Genomic DNA, 17,273 nt, shown 5'->3' on the forward strand with positions numbered 1-17,273 from the left:
AACGGCCAGGGCGGCCGTCTCGGCGCGCCGGGCGGTGCGCGCGGTCCCCAGGGCGGTCCCGGTGGCTTCGGCGGCCCGCAGCAGGGCCGGCCGGTGCCCGCGGGTTCCGGTGCGGGCGGCTTCGGCGGTCAGGCGCCCGGCGCCCGCAGGGCCTACAGGCCGGGAACCCGGGCGGCCCGCAGCAGGACGCCTTCGGCGGCCGTGGCCCGCAGCGGCCCGGTGCCGGCTCCGACCAGGGCCGCCAGCCCCAGCTGCCGCCGCGTGGCGGCCCGCGGGCCGAGCTGCCCGGCGGCGACCAGCAGCAGCGCACCCCGGGCTGGGCCGACTCCCAGGCCCCGCTGTCGCGTGCCTCGCTGGACACCCCGCGCGGCCACGACGAGCAGGACCCGGCGCACACCGCGCGCATGCCGCGCGTCGACGACCGGCAGGGTCCGGGCTCGACCTCCGAGATACCGGCGATCCCCCGGTTCGACGCACAGGGCCCGGCGGCCACGGGCGAGTTCCCGCGCCCGCAGAACCCGCAGCAGACCGGCCAGTTCGCCCGCCCGGAGAACCCGCAGCAGACGGGCCAGTTCGCGCGTCCCGAAAGCCCGCAGCAGACGGGCCAGTTCGAGCGTCCCGACGCCGCCCAGCTGCCCGGCCGGTTCGAGCGTCCCGGCGCCGCGGAGGGCCCGGGTCAGTTCGTCCGCCCCGACGTCTTCGGCACGCCGGCGCCGCGGCAGGACGACGGCGCGCGGAACACGGGCCGGGACACCGGCCAGTTCCCGGCTCCGCAGGGCTTCGACGGCGGCTACGACGGCAGCTCCACCGGCCGGCACGCCCTGCCCGGACGCCAGGACCCGGCCCACACCGGCCAGTTCGAGCGTCCGCAGCCGCCCGGCCGGGACGACTTCGGCGCCCCGCGTCCGCAGGCCCCGCAGCAGCGTCCGGCGCAGCGTGAGCCGGAGGCGCTGCCGCCGGCCAGCGGCCCGGTCGACGGCCGTACCCCGCTGTACGACACGCTGGAGACCAACTGGTTCCACGGCGGCGGACAGCAGGAGTCGGCGCCGCAGCAGCCGCAGGCACCCGCCCCGGCTCCGCAGCGCCCGGCGGCCGCCAACGGCTCCGCCAACAGCTCCACCACCGGCTCCTGGCGCACCTCGCCGAACGACGAGCTCGTCCGCCAGGCCGAGCGCGTCCGGCAGCCCGCGTCGGGCGGTGTCACCACCTCCGGCCTGCCGCGCCGGGTGCCCCGGGCGAACCTCGTCCCGGGCACGGCTCAGCAGCAACAGCACCAAGCCGGTCCGCAGGTCTCGCGTGCGCCTGACGACGTACGCGGGCGGCTGACCAATCTCCGTCGGGGCATCGCTCAGGGCCGTCAGGCCGGCAGCGGCCAGACCGGCAGCTTCCCGAGCCCCACTCACCAGCAGGAGCGTTAGTTGAGTCCGATGAGCCAGGCGGCACAGAACCTGAACTGGTTGATCACCAACTTTGTGGACAACACCCCCGGGGTGTCGCACACGGTGGTGGTCTCCGCCGACGGCCTTCTGCTGGCGATGTCCGAAGGCTTCCCGCGGGACCGCGCCGACCAGCTGGCGGCCGTCGCGTCCGGGCTGACCTCCCTCACGGCCGGGGCCTCCCGGATCTTCGAGGGCGGCACCGTGGCGCAGACGGTCGTCGAGATGGAACGCGGGTTCCTCTTCCTGATGTCCGTCTCGGACGGGTCGTCCCTCGCGGTCCTGGCCCACCCCGAGTGCGACATCGGTCTCGTCGGCTACGAGATGGCACTGCTCGTCGACCGCGCAGGGGCGGTACTCACCCCGGACCTGCGCGCCGAACTCCAGGGAAGTCTGCTTCACTGACCTCCCCCGGCACCACCCACCTCACGAAAACACCGTCCGGCCGCCACAATCCCCCCACCGGCCCCGTCCGACGGCTTGACTGACCGACTTGCTGTCCCGCCCGGAGGATTCATGACCCCGCCCACCGCCCATCACGATCCGTACGCGGAACCGTACGGGGACGAGGGCGACCAGCCGCTGGTACGTCCGTACGCGATGACCGGCGGCCGGACCCGGCCGCGCTACCAGCTCGCGATAGAGGCGCTGATCAGCACCACGGCCGACCCGGCAGCGCTCATGGGACTGCTCCCGGAGCACCAGCGGATCTGCCACCTGTGCCGTGAGGTCAAGTCGGTCGCGGAGGTCTCCGCGCTGCTGGCCATGCCGCTCGGAGTGGCCCGGATCCTGGTCGCCGACCTCGCCGAGGCCGGCCTGGTCGCCATCCACCAGCCGGGTGGCGACGAGAACAACGGTGGCGCACCCGACGTGACGCTGCTCGAAAGGGTGCTCAGTGGACTTCGCAAGCTCTGACGGGGGCCGGGCCGCCACCACCTCCGCGAAGATCGTGGTGGCGGGCGGCTTCGGCGTGGGCAAGACCACGTTCGTCGGCGCCGTCTCGGAGATCAACCCGCTGCGCACCGAGGCCGTCATGACGTCCGCTTCGGCCGGCATCGACGACCTCACCCACACCGGGGACAAGACCACCACCACGGTGGCCATGGACTTCGGCCGCATCACCCTCGACCAGGACCTGATCCTCTACCTCTTCGGTACGCCGGGCCAGGACCGCTTCTGGTTCATGTGGGACGACCTGGTACGCGGTGCGATCGGCGCGGTGGTGCTCGTGGACACCCGGCGCCTCGCCGACTGCTTCCCCGCGGTCGACTACTTCGAGAACAGCGGCCTGCCCTTCGTCATCGCCCTCAACGGCTTCGACGGCCAGCAGCCCTACGCCCCCGAAGAGGTGCGGGAGGCCCTGCAGATCGGGCCGGACACCCCGATCATCACGACGGACGCCCGCCACCGGGCCGACGCCAAGAGTGCGCTGATCACGCTGGTCGAGCACGCCCTGATGGCACGGCTCAAGTAGCACACACGTACGCACTCAAGTGCGACGTCTTGTACGGCAGTTGTCGTAACGGACGCCGGAGCCGGCTGTGGCCTTTGACACGGTCGGCTCTGGTGTTCATAACAGTTCGGCAGAGGAAACCCCCGGCATCGCCACGCGACGCGGTCGCGCAGTACCGCTGTGCTCACAATCGCCCCGCCTTTTGCCGCCGCTCGCTCTTTATGACCGATTTATCTGGGGCTTACATGATCCTCGCGGCCGGGTTTCCACTGTTTGGAAGTCCCCTGGTCCACGTGCTGGAATGCCTGAACTGCCCAATAGTCAACGACGTACTCAGTAGTCGATGACGAACGGGGCTCTGAGAGACTGCGGCACGACGTAGGTGCCGACCGCCGAGAGGTTGTTGGTCGAGTGAGGCGAAGCAAGAACGGTCCCGAGCCGTCGGCACGGGGCAACTTCACCCCGCCGCCGCGCGCTGCGGCGCCCACCCCTGTGACCGGTGCGGATCCGGCGGCCCCTCCCGCGCCGAGCGGCGGCCGGTTCTCCCCGCGCAACTGGCGCGTGCCGACCAGGCTGAACGCGATCCTGCTGATACCCGTGGCGGTCGGTCTCGTCATGGGCGGCTTCCAGGTGAAGACCTCGATCGACACCTGGCAGCAGGCCCGCGACGCCGAGAACACCGCCCGCCTGGTGCGCGCCTCGCTGTCGTACGCCGACGCCCTCTACAACGAGCGGGACATCACCGCCGCTCCCCTGCTCAAGGGCCAGCTGGAGACCGCCAAGGACAAGGCGACCGTCACGGCGGCCCGCAACACGACCGACCAGGCCGCCGACGCCTTCGACCAGGCCGCGCAGAACATGCCGCACAAGTCCGGCCTGGAGCGCCGGCTGAAGCTGTTCCGCGAGGCCGAGCCCTTCCTGCAGACGCTGCGCGCCGGCGCGTACACCTCCAAGTTCACCGGCGTGCAGACCGAGGAGGGCTACGTCAAGGTCGCCCACCCGCTGATGGAGTTCGCCAACGAGCTCGGCCTGGGCACCGGCAACATCACCTCCTATGGCCGTACCGTCTACGCCATCTCGCTGACCAAGGCGGCGCTGTCGCTGGAGCGGTCGATCGGCATGCACATGCTGGTCAGGCCGGGTCCGGACGCCCCCAACCTGGCGAGCCAGCGCGTCGCCCTCTCCTCCTACGCCTACCTGGAGGGCATCGCCGTCGAGGAGTACATCGGCGGTGGCACCGAGGCCGACGCGGCGAGGCTGGACGCGGAGAAGAAGGAGATCCAGACCAAGGCCGCGGGCATGGTCCAGCAAGCCAAGGCCAAGGACCCGAACTACGTGGCGCCGCCGTCCGACCCGAAGGACATGGTCACGGCCCTCGCCACGCTGGACTCCCCGGGCACCGCCGCGCGTCAGCAGCTCGCGCTCAAGGGCATCACCCCGGAGAACTGGTGGGCGGTCAACACGCTCAAGTTCGACGCCTACCGCCAGATCGAGTCGGACATGGCCGACAAGGCGGTGAACGAGGCTTCCGACATCGCCGACAACGCCAAGACGTCCGCGTTCATCACCGGTGCCGTCGTCGTGGTCGCCCTGCTGCTCGCGTTCATCCTGGCCGGTGCCGTGGCCCGGCAGATGAGCCGCTCGATGCGCCAGCTGCGCAACGCCGCCTTCGGCATCGCCGAGCAGCGCCTGCCGATGCTGGTCGACCAGCTCTCCCGCACCGACCCCGGCCGGGTCGACACCCGAGTCGCCCCGATCCCGATCACCACCAAGGACGAGATCGGCGAGGTCGCCCGCGCCTTCGACCAGGTCCACCGCGAGGCGGTCCGGCTCGCCTCCGAGCAGGCCCTGCTGCGGGGCAACATCAACGCGATCTTCACCAACCTCTCGCGCCGCAACCAGTCGCTGATCGAGGGCCAGCTGACCCTGATCACCGACCTGGAGAACAACGAGGCCGACCCGGACCAGCTGGAGAACCTCTTCAAGCTGGACCACCTGGCCACCCGTATGCGCCGCAACGGCGAGAACCTCCTGGTCCTCGCGGGCGAGGAGCCCGGCCGCCGCTGGGACCAGCCGGTCCCGCTGGTCGACGTGCTGCGCGCCGCCTCCTCCGAGGTGGAGCAGTACGAGCGCATCGAGCTGTCCGGCGTCCCGGAGGCCGAGATCCACGGCCGTGCGGTCACCGACCTCGTGCACCTGCTGGCCGAGCTGCTGGAGAACGCCACCACCTTCTCCTCCCCGCAGACCAAGGTCCGCGTCACCGCGACCCGGCTGCCCGACGGCCGCATCATGATCGAGATCCACGACAAGGGCATCGGCCTGACCGCCGAGGACTTCGCTGACATCAACCACAAGCTGGCCAACCCGCCGACCGTGGACGCCGCGATCTCCCAGCGCATGGGCCTGTTCGTGGTCGGCCGGCTGTCCGACCGGCACGGCATCCGCGTCCAGCTGCGCCCCTCGGGCGAGCAGGCCGGCACGACCTCCCTGGTCATGCTGCCGGACGCGATCACGCACGGCGGTGGCGGCGAGGCCCCGCTGGACCGCGAGGAGTTCACCGTCTCGCAGATCATCCCGGAGCAGCAGTTCCAGGGTGAGAACTTCAACCAGATGCAGCCCCTGCGCACCGCCGCCGAACTCGGCTTCGACGACAGCCGGTACGCGGACGTCCCCGACGACATCCGCGAGCTGGACCCGGTCGGCCGCTCCCTGATGCGCGAGGAGCGCCGGGCGGCCCTGGAGGCGCAGGCGCACGGCCAGCCGCAGCAGGAGGGCGCCGAGCCCCCCGCGTACGAGGACCCGCTGCTGGGCGGGCAGCCCTCCTACCAGGAGCGGCAGCCCCGCTACGAGGAGCAGCAGGCCGCGTACCAGGAGCCGTACCAGGAGCCGTACCAGGAGAGCTACGCGGAGTCGCCCTCGGCGTCGCACGCGACGTCGTACGACAAGCCGTACGACGAGCAGTTCTACCCGCCGAACGGCGAGGTGTCGCAGGCCGACGCGTTCTCCGCGAACGGCGGCTACCCCGACCCCGCGTACCAGGAGCCGGCCCCGAGCCCGTCGTACCAGGACGACTGGCCGCAGCAGCCCCAGCAGGACGGCGGCTACCGCAACGGCTATCCGGCCCATTACGCTCCGGAAACGGAATCCTCGCAGGCCGCTGACGCGAGTGACCGGAACCGCGTAGGCTTCGACCGTCCGGAACCGGCCTCTCCCGCCGCCCACGAGCTGACCGACGCCGGGCTGCCCCGCCGCGGATCCGTCGCGAGCGGTTCCAACGGCTCGGGTCCCGCAGGCGGCACGGCGCGCGTGCAGCAGGAAACGCCGGCACCGGGCAACACCCCGGGTGCGGGCGGCGACAGCGGCTGGCGTTCGCAGAACGACGAGCGCTGGCAGCAGGCGGCGCAGCTCCGGAAGCCCAAGGCAGGCGGGGTCACCGCCTCGGGCCTGCCGCGGCGGGTGCCCAAGGCCAACCTGGTCTCGGGTTCCGCCGAAACCACTCCCCAGGGGGGCCCACAGGTCTCCCGCGCCCCGGAGGACGTCCGGGGCAGGCTGAGCAACCTGCGCAGGGGCGTCCAGCGCGGACGCAGCGCAGGCAGTGAAACGAACGGCCAGGGCTTCGGTCCTGACAGCACCTACAACCAGGAGCGTTAGTGTGAGCCCGATGAGCCAGGCGGCACAGAACCTGAACTGGTTGATCACCAACTTCGTGGACAACACCCCGGGGGTGTCCCACACGGTGGTGGTCTCCGCCGACGGACTCCTTCTGGCGATGTCCGAAGGCTTCCCCCGCGACCGCGCCGACCAGCTCGCGGCCGTCGCCTCCGGTCTGACGTCTCTGACGGCAGGCGCCTCCCGGATCTTCGAGGGAGGCAACGTGAATCAGACGGTTGTGGAGATGGAGCGGGGATTCCTCTTCATCATGTCCATCTCCGACGGCTCGTCGCTCGCCGTGCTGGCCCACCCGGAAGCGGACATCGGTCTCATCGGGTACGAGATGGCCCTTCTGGTGGACCGCGCGGGCACGGTCCTCACCCCGGATCTCCGCGCGGAGCTCCAGGGAAGCCTTCTCAACTAATTAAGGGACGATGCGTATTGGCGTCCCGGGGCCGTAAGGTTTCGGGACGCGGCTCCACACGGATGGGTGCCCGGCGCAGTCGGAGGAGGAGAAGAGAGTGGCAACACCCCCAGGCGGTTCGTCTTCGGGCAACTGGTCGTACGGCCCTGCCCAGGGTCAGGGCGACGGTTCCGCGAACCGGTACAACTTCCCCTCCGCCCCGAGCCATCGGCAGCCGTACGCCCCGCAGGGCCCGGGCCCGTCGCCGTACGACCAGCCCCCGGCCCCGCGCATCCAGCCGGTGCAGCCGCAGCGCCGCCCCGAGCCGGCGCCGGCCTCGGCGTCCAACAACCCCCTGGTGCGTCCGTACGCCATGACCGGCGGCCGGACCCGCCCGCGCTACCAGCTCGCCATCGAGGCACTGGTGCACACCACCGCCGCTCCGCACCAGATGCAGGGTCAGCTGCCCGAGCATCAGCGGATCTGCAACCTGTGCCGGGAGATCAAGTCGGTAGCCGAAATCTCCGCGCTCCTGACGATCCCCCTCGGCGTGGCCAGGATCCTCGTCGCCGACTTGGCGGAGGCGGGCCTGGTCGCCATCCATCAGCCCGGCGGCGACGAGAACGCCGGTGGCCAGCCAGACGTGACACTGCTCGAAAGGGTGCTCAGTGGACTTCGCAAGCTCTAGCGGCGGTCCTTCCCGCTCCACCACCTCCGCGAAGATCGTGGTGGCGGGCGGCTTCGGCGTGGGCAAGACCACGTTCGTCGGCGCCGTCTCGGAGATCAACCCGCTGCGCACAGAGGCCGTCATGACGTCCGCATCGGCCGGCATCGACGACCTCACCCACACCGGGGACAAGACCACCACCACGGTGGCCATGGACTTCGGCCGCATCACCCTCGACCAGGACCTGATCCTCTACCTGTTCGGTACGCCGGGCCAGGACCGCTTCTGGTTCATGTGGGACGACCTGGTACGCGGTGCGATCGGCGCGGTGGTGCTCGTGGACACCCGGCGCCTCGCCGACTGCTTCCCGGCCGTCGACTACTTCGAGAACAGCGGCCTGCCCTTCGTCATCGCCCTCAACGGCTTCGACGGCCAGCAGCCGTACAACCCCGACGAGGTCCGCGAGGCCCTGCAGATCGGCCCCGACACCCCGATCATCACGACGGACGCCCGCCACCGGGCCGACGCCAAGAGTGCGCTGATCACCCTGGTGGAACACGCCCTGATGGCGCGGCTCCGGTAGGTCGGCACCGGGCTGCCGCGGCAGGTCGTACGCCGTCTGCGGGCGGTTCCTGGTTGCTCGCGCAGTTCCCCGCGCCCCTTACGGGGCGCGGGGCTTCTTTTTTGCCCGGCTGCGTACACAGCAGGAAGGGCCCCTCCGCAGGGGAGGGGCCCTCAAGAACCAGTGGAGCGGCGCAGCCTAGCCGTGCCAGCTGTGCGGGGCCCGGAAGCCGGGCTCGCGCTCCAGGCGGCGCCAGGCGGCCCTGGGACGGCGTCGGTGGGGCTGGGCCGAGGGCTCGGTGCGGGCGGCCGCGCGGGCCAGGAGGACGGCCGTGATGGCGGCGACTTCCTCGGGCTCGGCGTGGCCCTTCTCGACGCGGATGTCAGGAGTGCTCATGGGTGTCAGTCTCCGTGAGAGAGGGGTCCGCGGGGTTGCCGCGGCGGGTCCGCTGGGTTACTGCGGGGGGTTGCCGTGCTTGCGGGAGGGCAGGTCGGCGTGCTTGGACTGCAGCATGGCCAGGGACCTGACCAGGACCTCGCGGGTCTCGGCGGGGTCGATGACGTCGTCCACGAGGCCGCGCTCGGCCGCGTAGTACGGGTGCATCAGCTCGGACTTGTACTCCTTGACCATCCGGGCCCGCATGGCCTCGGGGTCCTCCGCGCCGGCGATCTGGCGGCGGAAGATGACGTTGGCCGCGCCTTCCGCGCCCATCACGGCGATCTCGTTGGTCGGCCAGGCGTAGGTGAGGTCGGCGCCGATCGACTGGGAGTCCATGACGATGTAGGCACCTCCGTACGCCTTGCGCAGGATCAGCGAAATCCTCGGCACGGTCGCGTTGCAGTAGGCGTACAGCAGCTTCGCGCCGTGGCGGATGATTCCGCCGTGCTCCTGGTCGACGCCGGGGAGGAACCCGGGGACGTCCAGGAAGGTGACGATCGGGATATTGAAAGCGTCACACATCTGGACAAAGCGCGCAGCTTTTTCACTCGCCTCGATGTCCAGGACGCCGGCGAGGACCTGCGGCTGGTTGGCGATGATGCCGACCACCTGGCCGTCCAGACGGGCGAGCGCGCAGATGATGTTCCGCGCCCAGCGCTCGTGGACCTCCAGGTACTCGCCGTCGTCGACGATCTCCTCGATGACCTTGGCCATGTCGTACGGCCGGTTGCCGTCCGCCGGGACCAGGTCGAGCAGGACGTCCGAGCGGCGCTCCACCGGGTCGGAGGAGTCCACCCGCGGGGGGTTCTCGCGGTTGTTCTGCGGGAGGAGCGACAGGAGGTAGCGCACCTCGGCGATGCACGTCTCCTCGTCGTCGTAGGCGAAGTGGCAGACGCCGGAGGTCTCGGCGTGGACGTCGGCGCCGCCGAGCCCGTTCTGCGTGATCTCCTCGCCCGTGACCGCCTTGACCACGTCCGGCCCGGTGATGAACATCTGCGAGGTCTCGCGGACCATGAAGACGAAGTCCGTCAGGGCGGGGCTGTAGGCCGCGCCGCCCGCGCACGGGCCGAGCATCACCGAGATCTGCGGGATGACACCGCTGGCCTTGGTGTTGCGCTGGAAGATGCCGCCGTAACCGGCGAGCGCCGAGACGCCCTCCTGGATGCGGGCGCCGGCGCCGTCGTTGAGCGAGACCAGCGGCGCGCCGGCCGCGATGGCCATGTCCATGATCTTGTGGATCTTGGTGGCGTGGGCCTCGCCCAGCGCGCCGCCGAAGATCCGGAAGTCGTGCGCGTAGACGAAGACCGTACGGCCCTCCACCGTGCCCCAGCCGGTGATGACACCGTCGGTGTACGGCTTCTTCGCCTCCAGGCCGAAGCCCTGCGCGCGGTGCCGGCGCAGTTGCTCGACCTCCTGGAAGGACCCGGGGTCCAGGAGCAGCTCGATCCGCTCCCGCGCCGTCAGCTTGCCCTTGGCGTGCTGCGCCTCGGTCGCCTTCTCGCTGGGGCCGGCCACGGCCCGGGCACGAATCTCGTGCAGCTCGGCGACCCGTCCGCGCGCGTCCGTCGGCTCGCCGGTCGGCTCACCCGTCGTCTCTTCCAAAACGGTCATGTAGTGACCTTACGAAGGACACCAAGGAAAGCGAGCCGTTGACTCCGTACAGTCTCCGGCCCGTTTTCCTGGTACCAGTGAACAGAACCATGACCCTGTGCAGCCGTTCCGACTGCTTACAGGGCGTCGGGGTTGTAGAGGCGCCACAAAGGCGTCACCTGAGAGCCACCTCACATTCGCGGGGGGCACATGCCATCCGTGGGGTGACGCGGTCACTCTACGCGACCTGAAACAACACTCGCGGATGATGTTGAACATTGAACTGAATGGGGTTACCGTCGGAGGAGACAGCTTGTTTAACGTTCAACAGATCCTCAAGGGGAGCACGACATGGGCATCTTCAGCCGCAAGGACAGCACCTCCGCGACCGCCGCCGCGCCGGCCGCGGGCCCCGACCTGACGGCGCTGACCGGCGACTACACGATCGACCCGGCGCACACCACGATCGGTTTCGTGGCGCGCCACGCGATGGTCACCAACGTCAAGGGCGCCTTCCACGACTTCACCGGCACGCTGCACCTGGACGGCGCCGACCCCACCAGGTCCACGGCCGTGCTCGACGTCCGGATGGAGAGCATCGACACCGGCAACGCCGACCGGGACGGCCACCTGAAGTCGTCCGACTTCTTCAAGACCGACGAGTTCCCGGTCATGACCTTCCGCTCCACCAAGGCGGAGGCCCTGGGCGGCGACGACTACCGCATCACCGGCGACCTCTCCCTCCTCGGCGTGACCAAGGAGATCACCATCGACCTGGAGTTCAACGGCGCCGCCAAGGACCCGTTCGGCAACGAGCGCGTCGGCTTCGAGGGCAAGGCGGAGATCCTGCGCTCCGAGTGGGGCCTCACCTGGAACGCGGCGCTGGAGACCGGCGGGATGCTCGTCTCCGACCGGATCAAGCTGAACTTCGACATCTCGGCGATCAAGAACGCGTGACCCCGCGCGGTTCGTCCTGCCTGGTCACCGGCCGCCGATTGACGGTACGCCCGCCGGTACGGCCCTTGACCGGCAGGAACCACCACGCCGCCGCGACGGACAGCGCCGCGCCCACGGCTATCGCGGTGAGACGGGTCGGCAGCAGACGCGCCGCGTCCTGGCCGAAGTAGCCGAGGAGCAGGGACAGGGCGGTCGTCATTCCGGCCGCCCAGTAGGCGTAGCTGAGCGGGCGCAGCCACAGGGCGACGGCGAGGATCGCGAACATCACCGCCACCGACGCCCGGCCCGTGATGCCCGCGGCCGCCACGCCGGTGGCCAGCAGCGTGCCCACGGACGCCCCCGCGAAGCGCTCGACTCCCTTGCGCAGCACGTCCCTTCGCCCCCGGTTGCCGCTCGCCGCGACGTACACCGTGAGCACCGCCCACGGCCAGTGGCCGTCGAACAGGAACCGGCCAAGCCAGAACGCCGCGGCCACGGCCAGCGCCATCTGGAGGGCCATCCGGGTGCTGGGGCGGGGGCGCGGGGACGAGACCCTGCGCGGCGCGGACGGTGCGGGCGGCGCGGGGTCCGGGCGCCAGGGGCCGTACCGGTCGCCGAGCGCCTGGACCAGCCAGACGCAGGCGCACGCCAGCTCGCCGATCACCGCCGACCAGCACCAGCTCACCAGCCCGCTCTCGGCGGTCGGCGGCAGCGCCGGGCCGGGGACGACCAGCAGCGCGACGAACGGCAGCGTCATCAGCGTGCCGGCCCTGGTCGCCGCGGGGCCGTAGCGGCGGATCCAGATGCACAGGGAGATGCCCGCCGTGTAGACGGCGGCGCCCAGGGCGTAGTGGTGCATGAGCAGGCGGCCCAGGAACTGGGCGCCGGCGGCCGTCACGGGCAGCAGCACGAGTGCCGCCAGCCTGCGGCGCGTGGACGCGGTGCGCTGGGTCGAGGACAGGGTCAGGCTCAGGGCGACCGCGAGGACGAGCACGTCGGTGTGCAGTCGGGCGGCACCCTCCAGCCACAGGGCGGCTCCCCAGCACAGCAGGACCGCCGTCATCGTCAGCAGAGATTCGTACGCATTGCGTAAGAGTTTGGAGCGCACGAGCTGACCCTATAGCCGTCTTCATGCGGCCAAGTAGTAAGTTTCGCGTACGATCTCCTCATGGATCATCTCTCCGAAGCCGCCCGCCTCCGTCACGCCGTCCTCCGGCTCAACCGGCGGCTGCGGCAGGAGCGCGGGGCCGGGAGCCTCAGCCCCAACCAGCTCGTCGTGCTCGGGCATCTGCACCGGCACGGCTCGGCCACCCCCGGCGAGATCGCCGCGGAGGAGCGGCACCGGCCCCAGTCGCTGACCCGGGTGTACGCCGAGCTGGAGAGCGAGGGACTGATCGTGCGCGAGCGCGGGACGGACGACCGGCGGCAGTCCGTGCTGTCCCTCACCGAGTCGGGGCGGCGGGCGCTGCAGCGGGACATGGCGGAGCGGGACGCCTGGCTGGCCGGGGCGCTCGGGGCACTCGGCGAGACCGAGCGCGGGGTGCTGGCACTCGCGGCCGGGCTGCTGGAGCGGCTGGGGTCCCTGGAGCCGGACGGCGGCGGCGCCTAGAAGCCCCCGCCGAAGTCGCCGCCGCCACCGTCCGAGCCGCCGAAGTCCCCGCCGTCCCCGAAGCCGCCCCCGAAGTCCCCGGCCTCGAAGTCCGTGCCGGACACGTCGCCGCCCTGGTAGTCGCCGCCGAAGTCACCGCCGTAACCGGGGCCGAAGTCGCCGTATCCGGTGCCGTAGTCGGCCGCGTACGAGGGGGTGGCCATCATGCTGCCGAGGAGGGTGCCGACCAGCAGGCCCGGGAGGATGCCGCCGCCGAAGTAGCCGCCCGCCCAGGGGCCGTAGGCGGGGCCCGCGTCCCAGTAGGGGCGGCGGCCGTGGTCGGTGTCGACCTCGCGGATGACCGGGTCGCGGCCGTCGGCCAGCCGGGTGGCGTCGGCCGCGCAGACCGGGACCTCGCGCGGGGCGCCGCCGGGCGGGGTCCAGGTCGCGTCGGTCACCGAGGGGCCGTGCCGCGGGTCGAAGAAGCAGGGCGGGCGGCGCTCGGGCAGCGGGCGGCCCTCGCGCCGGGCGGCCAGCCGGGCCAGCGAGAAGCGGCCGTCCTCCAGGGCCTCGGTGACCGTACGCACGTCCTCCGGGCGGCTCGCCCGCGCCATGCGCTGTTTGGCGGTGTCGTAGGCGTCCAGGGCGTGCTCGTAGTCGGCGCGCATCGCGTCGTCGGCGCCGGGACCGGACGGCTGGAAGTCGAGACGGTCCAGTTCCTCGCCGAAGGCGGTGATGTCCTCGTCCACGACCACCCGGAGCCGGTCCAGGGCGGCCCGCTGCTCCTCGGCGCGCCGCCGGCGGTTCCGCCGCACCAGCGCGTACGCGCCCGCGCCGCCCGCCACCAGCACCGCGACCACCGCGATCAGGGCCGCCGTACCGGAGGATCCGCCGCCGGAGCCGCCCCAGCTGCTCGGCGCGTGACCGCCCATGTGGGCCAGGGCGCGGTCGGTGAAATCGCTGAGCTGGGCCTTCGCCGGCTCGCCCTGGACGCTCGACACCAGGTTCCGCCGGGCCGTCGCCGGCATCACGGAGGAGTCGGCGCGGGCGTCGAAGCGGTCGCCGAGGCGGATGCCGTACAGGCCGGTGACGCCGGTGGCCGCACGCAGGTCGGCGAAGAGGTTCGTCGTCGGATAGCCGGCCGGGAGCACCGCGATGAACAGGGGCTTGTTCGCGTCCTTGATGCGTTGCGCGAGCGCGTCCGCGTCGGCCTTCGGCAGCTGGGCCGAGGCCGCCGGGTCGACGTAGACCGGGCTCTTGCGCAGGGCCTCGGCGACGGTGGAGACGCCGGTCTGCGCACTCGCCCCGGGGGCGAACAGGGTCGCCAGCACCAGGGCGAGGGTGGCCAGCAGCAGTGCTGGGAGGCTTCGGGTCCGCAGGACGGCCTTCATGGCTTCGAAGTTACCCGAAGCCTCCCGTAATCGGGCGAATGCTCCCGGGCTACGCCACCCGGTACGCCTCCGTCAGCTTCTCCACCGCCTTTCCGTACCGGCCGGTCAGCAGCAGGTGGTCGGCGTCGGCGAAGGGTTTCGCCACCGCCTGGGTCATCCGCTCGCCGATCCGCTGCTGGACGATCAGCCGTGCCTCGGTGACCAGCTCACGGCCGGCCCGGGCGTCGCCCAGGCGCTCGGCCGCCGTAGCCGCCGCCCGCAGCGCCTTCAGAGTGGCCGTGCCGCCGCGCGGGACTCCGGTGAGCGTGGTCAGGCCCCAGCCGTAGGGGAACTGCGGGTCGTACGACGCGTCACCGACGTTGATCGGCAGCTGGGACTCGGACTTCGGCCAGGTGACGGGGAGCTGTCCGGTGAAGGGGCGCTTTCCGTAGAGGACGTCGGCGACGCCCTCGCCCTCGGTGCCGGGCAGCCAGGAGGCCACCAGCGCGTCGATCCTCCCGAGCCGGTCGCCGACGAGCTGGGGGCGGCCGGAGACGATCAGCACCGCGCACTTCATGGCCGCGCACACCTTGTCCACGGCCGCCTGGTCGGCCGCCGACAGCTGCAGCGAGTGCCCGTTGCCGACGTCGCCGACGCCCTCGGCGTAGGGGGTCTCGCCGACGACGACCACGCCGGCGTCGTATCCGTCCGTCGGGGCCGAGGCGTCCTTGGAGTAGGTGACGTTCCCGCCGGCCTCGCGCATGCCCTGCAGGATGGTCGTGCCCCGGGTGTGGGTGCCGGACGCGCCCTGCCAGGTGAGGGTCCAGCCGCCGGTCTGGTTGCCGAGGTCGTCGGCGTTGGACCCGGCGACGTACACCTTCTCGCTCTTCCTGAGCGGCAGCAGCCCGCCGCTGTTCTTCAGCAGCACCTGCGACTCGGCGGCGGCCCGGCGGGCGACCGCCCGGTGGGCCGGGGAGCCGATCGCGGCGGCGCCGCTGGTGTCGGCGTACGGGTGCTCGAACAGGCCGAGCCTGAACTTCTGGGTGAGGATGCGGGAGACGGCGTCGTCGATCCGCTTCTCGCTGATCCGGCCGGCCTTCACCTCGTCGACGAGCGTGCCGCTGAAGTCCTGGTAGGAGTACGGCACCATCATCATGTCGACGCCCGCGTTCACCGCCGTGCGGACGTGGGCGGCGTAGTCGCCGGGGAGCTGGTCGATGGCGTTCCAGTCGCTGATGACGAAGCCGCCGAAGCCCATCCGGTCCTTGAGCACGCCGTTGATCATGTCGCCGCGTGCGTGCATCTTCACCGCGCCCCGGCCGTCGCCGACGATGTCGAGGGAGGAGTACGACGGCATGACCGTGCCGATGCCCCGCTGGACGGCGGTGCTGTACGGCGCCAGGTGGATGTCCTCCAGCTGTTGCCGGGTGACCGTGGTGACGCCCTGGTCGATGGTGTAGGTGCCGGTGGTGGAGGAGCCGTACGCGGTGCCGCCGTCGCCGGCGAAGTGCTTGGCGGTGGCCAGCACCTTGTCGTTCCGGCTCAGGTCGCGGCCGTCGGCCCGGCCCTGGAGGCCCTGGATCATCGTCTCCATGGACTGCACGAGGGCCGGGTCCTCGCCGAAGGACTCGTAGGAGCGGCCCCAGCGTTCGTCGCGGCTCACGCACAGGCAGGGCGCGAAGTCCCAGGGGATGCCGGTGGCGCGGACCTCGGCGGCCGTCACCGCACCCGTGTCCTGGGCGAGCCGGGGATCACGGCTCGCGCCGATGCCGATGTTGTGCGGCATGATCGTGGCGCCGGCCAGGTTGTTGTGGCCGTGGACCGCGTCGACGCCGTAGATCAGCGGGATCTGGAACCGCGTCGCCCGGGCGCGGAGCTGGAAGCCATCGATCATCTTCGCCCAGCCCTCGGGGGTGTTGGGCGTGGGCACGGAGCCGCCGCCGGAGAGGAGGGAGCCGAGGGCGTAGGCCGCGATGTCGGCCCCGCTCCCTACGGCCCCGCGCTCGGCCTGGGTCATCTGCCCGGCCTTCTCCGCCAGGGACATGCGGGACAGCAGGTCGGCGACGCGCTTGTGCACCGGCAACTTGCTGTCCAGGTACGGCAGTCCGTGCGCGTCGATGACGATCTGCGGGGTCTCGGCGGGCGGCTTGGCGCCGGTGACCGCGAGCGTGAGGGGGATCGTCCTCGCGGGTGCGGGCGCCTTGTCCCGGAGCGTGGGCACCTCGATCGTCCGCGAGGTTCCGGACACGGTCCCGGCGGGGAAGGTGAGGGTCCCTTCGACCGGGGTGTAGTCCCGGCCGGCGGTGGCGGTGCCGCCCTCGGTCCGGTAGGTGACCGTCACGGGCTCGTCGACGGGCCGGTCCCCGGTCGTGGCCAGGGTGACCCTGACCTCGGCGGTGCCGCCCTGCCGGACCGGGTACACGGGCGCGTCGGTGCTGACGGAGGCGCGCAGCGTTTGATCGGCCTTTCCGTACAGTTCGACGTCGTCCATGGCGAAGTCGCCCTTGGTGCCGGCCGGGAGCGTGACGGCGTAGCCCCACATCTGGGTGAGGCCGAGGACGTGGTCGATGCCGCCGACGGGCTGGTAGTCGGTGCGGTACCGGAAGTCGGTGAAGGGGATCTCGATCTGCTTCCAGCCGGTGAAGTCGTCGGTGAAGGACGTCGTCCAGAGTTCGGAGGCCTCGCCGTTCGCGCCGCCGTCCTTGATCTCGAAGGCGATCTTCCGGCCGTTGTCACGGCCCTCCCACCAGAAGCGGATGCCCCGGTGGGCGGACCAGTCGTGGGCGGGCCGGTCGGCGGCGAAGTCGTGCGTGAAGCCGCCGTAGCCGCTGATGTCGTAGGTGCCGGTGAGGACCTTGGCGCCCTCGGGGGCGTCGGCCCGGTCGGTGAGGCGCAGGGCGGGCGGGTCGTCGGCGTCGCTTCCCCAGGTGAAGATGCCGTCGGCGGGCTGGGAGGCGAAGGGGACCTCGCCCTCGAAGCGGTCGACGGGCGTGGGCGCGGGGTCGTCGGCGGCGCGGGTGGCGGCCTGGGCGGCGGACAGGGGCAACAGGGCGGCGAGCAGGGCCCCGGAGACGAGCAGGGCGGTTCTCGGCATGGACCTTCCCTCGGCTCTCGTGGTTCACTCATGGCTTAGATCACGCCGTGAGTTAACTAACGGCTCACCAACCCGTCAAGACCGT

The 17,273-nt window shown here is 71.4% G+C and carries 14 protein-coding genes and 1 pseudogene; 10 read left to right on the forward strand and 5 right to left on the reverse strand.

Translation table 11 applies throughout. The annotated features are described in order from the left end of the window. The 8 genes and pseudogenes from ABB07_RS40780 to ABB07_RS11540 all read left to right on the forward strand — a co-directional run. Positions 1-1,418, forward strand: a pseudogene (locus ABB07_RS40780) (nitrate- and nitrite sensing domain-containing protein); the annotation flags it as partial. Between the two features lie 9 nt (positions 1,419-1,427). Beyond that, positions 1,428-1,841 carry a roadblock/LC7 domain-containing protein gene (locus ABB07_RS11510; protein WP_023546525.1) on the forward strand — a complete coding sequence of 138 codons (414 nt, stop codon included), beginning with the start codon at positions 1,428-1,430 and terminating at the stop codon, positions 1,839-1,841. 111 nt (positions 1,842-1,952) lie between these two features. Beyond that, entirely contained in the window at positions 1,953-2,351 is a 399-nt protein-coding gene (locus ABB07_RS11515) for a DUF742 domain-containing protein (protein WP_009190816.1), read from the forward strand. Beyond that, complete coding sequence (locus ABB07_RS11520) at positions 2,332-2,910, forward strand: GTP-binding protein (protein ID WP_208898631.1); 579 nt, start codon at positions 2,332-2,334, stop codon at positions 2,908-2,910. The genes ABB07_RS11515 and ABB07_RS11520 overlap by 20 nt, the downstream gene beginning before the upstream one ends. 390 nt (positions 2,911-3,300) lie before the next feature. Beyond that, entirely contained in the window at positions 3,301-6,540 is a 3,240-nt protein-coding gene (locus ABB07_RS11525; RefSeq protein WP_208898632.1) for a sensor histidine kinase, read from the forward strand. 10 nt (positions 6,541-6,550) lie between these two features. Continuing rightward, positions 6,551-6,964: a roadblock/LC7 domain-containing protein gene (locus ABB07_RS11530; RefSeq protein WP_029385896.1), complete on the forward strand. Its 414-nt coding sequence runs from the start codon at positions 6,551-6,553 to the stop codon at positions 6,962-6,964. A gap of 97 nt (positions 6,965-7,061) precedes the next feature. Further along, the gene (locus ABB07_RS11535; RefSeq protein ID WP_055703446.1) at positions 7,062-7,631 is read left to right on the forward strand and encodes a DUF742 domain-containing protein; all 570 of its coding nucleotides are present in this window, start codon (positions 7,062-7,064) and stop codon (positions 7,629-7,631) included. Next, positions 7,612-8,193 (forward strand): GTP-binding protein, encoded by a 582-nt coding sequence (locus ABB07_RS11540; RefSeq protein ID WP_043432136.1) that lies wholly within the window; start codon positions 7,612-7,614, stop codon positions 8,191-8,193. Before ABB07_RS11535 ends, ABB07_RS11540 begins: the two co-directional genes overlap by 20 nt. A 177-nt stretch (positions 8,194-8,370) precedes the next feature. Here the strand turns inward: ABB07_RS11540 and ABB07_RS11545 are convergent, their stop codons facing one another. Then, on the reverse strand, positions 8,371-8,568 hold the full coding sequence (locus tag ABB07_RS11545; protein WP_208898633.1) for an acyl-CoA carboxylase subunit epsilon: 198 nt from the start codon (positions 8,566-8,568) through the stop codon (positions 8,371-8,373). A 57-nt stretch (positions 8,569-8,625) separates the two neighbouring features. Then, the gene (locus ABB07_RS11550; protein ID WP_208898634.1) at positions 8,626-10,221 is read right to left on the reverse strand and encodes an acyl-CoA carboxylase subunit beta; all 1,596 of its coding nucleotides are present in this window, start codon (positions 10,219-10,221) and stop codon (positions 8,626-8,628) included. Positions 10,222-10,551: 330 nt separating this feature from the next. On the opposite strand from ABB07_RS11550, the gene ABB07_RS11555 reads away from it, so the two are divergent. Beyond that, the gene (locus tag ABB07_RS11555; protein WP_208898635.1) at positions 10,552-11,157 is read left to right on the forward strand and encodes a YceI family protein; all 606 of its coding nucleotides are present in this window, start codon (positions 10,552-10,554) and stop codon (positions 11,155-11,157) included. On the opposite strand, the gene ABB07_RS11560 is transcribed toward ABB07_RS11555, so the two are convergent. After that, a complete protein-coding gene (locus ABB07_RS11560) occupies positions 11,144-12,244 on the reverse strand; it encodes an FUSC family protein (protein ID WP_208898636.1) in 1,101 nt (366 codons plus the stop codon). The genes ABB07_RS11555 and ABB07_RS11560 overlap by 14 nt on opposite strands. Positions 12,245-12,304: 60 nt before the next feature. Here ABB07_RS11560 and ABB07_RS11565 point away from each other — a divergent pair, with 60 nt between their 5' ends. After that, positions 12,305-12,745: a MarR family winged helix-turn-helix transcriptional regulator gene (locus ABB07_RS11565; protein WP_208898637.1), complete on the forward strand. Its 441-nt coding sequence runs from the start codon at positions 12,305-12,307 to the stop codon at positions 12,743-12,745. Here the strand turns inward: ABB07_RS11565 and ABB07_RS11570 are convergent. Continuing rightward, positions 12,742-14,115, reverse strand: a complete 1,374-nt coding sequence (locus ABB07_RS11570) for a hypothetical protein (protein ID WP_208898638.1) — start codon at positions 14,113-14,115, stop codon at positions 12,742-12,744. The two genes, ABB07_RS11565 and ABB07_RS11570, sit on opposite strands and share 4 nt — an antisense overlap. Positions 14,116-14,164: 49 nt before the next feature. Further along, positions 14,165-17,188, reverse strand: coding sequence for a glycoside hydrolase family 3 protein (locus ABB07_RS11575; protein WP_208898639.1), 3,024 nt, complete (start codon positions 17,186-17,188; stop codon positions 14,165-14,167). Positions 17,189-17,273: the final 85 nt, after the last annotated feature.

Source organism: Streptomyces incarnatus (assembly GCF_001027185.1).
Classification (GTDB): domain Bacteria; phylum Actinomycetota; class Actinomycetes; order Streptomycetales; family Streptomycetaceae; genus Streptomyces; species Streptomyces puniciscabiei.

What these genes read in the sequence shown, in the direction of transcription:
- ABB07_RS11510 (WP_023546525.1), top strand. Translation starts at nt 1,428, where the DNA reads ATGAGCCAGGCGGCACAGAACCTGAACTGGTTGATCACCAACTTTGTG.
- ABB07_RS11515 (WP_009190816.1), top strand. Translation starts at nt 1,953, where the DNA reads ATGACCCCGCCCACCGCCCATCACGATCCGTACGCGGAACCGTACGGG.
- ABB07_RS11570 (WP_208898638.1), bottom strand. Translation starts at nt 14,115, where the DNA reads ATGAAGGCCGTCCTGCGGACCCGAAGCCTCCCAGCACTGCTGCTGGCC.
- ABB07_RS11555 (WP_208898635.1), top strand. Translation starts at nt 10,552, where the DNA reads ATGGGCATCTTCAGCCGCAAGGACAGCACCTCCGCGACCGCCGCCGCG.
- ABB07_RS11545 (WP_208898633.1), bottom strand. Translation starts at nt 8,568, where the DNA reads ATGAGCACTCCTGACATCCGCGTCGAGAAGGGCCACGCCGAGCCCGAG.
- ABB07_RS11575 (WP_208898639.1), bottom strand. Translation starts at nt 17,188, where the DNA reads ATGCCGAGAACCGCCCTGCTCGTCTCCGGGGCCCTGCTCGCCGCCCTG.
- ABB07_RS11565 (WP_208898637.1), top strand. Translation starts at nt 12,305, where the DNA reads ATGGATCATCTCTCCGAAGCCGCCCGCCTCCGTCACGCCGTCCTCCGG.
- ABB07_RS11550 (WP_208898634.1), bottom strand. Translation starts at nt 10,221, where the DNA reads ATGACCGTTTTGGAAGAGACGACGGGTGAGCCGACCGGCGAGCCGACG.
- ABB07_RS11530 (WP_029385896.1), top strand. Translation starts at nt 6,551, where the DNA reads ATGAGCCAGGCGGCACAGAACCTGAACTGGTTGATCACCAACTTCGTG.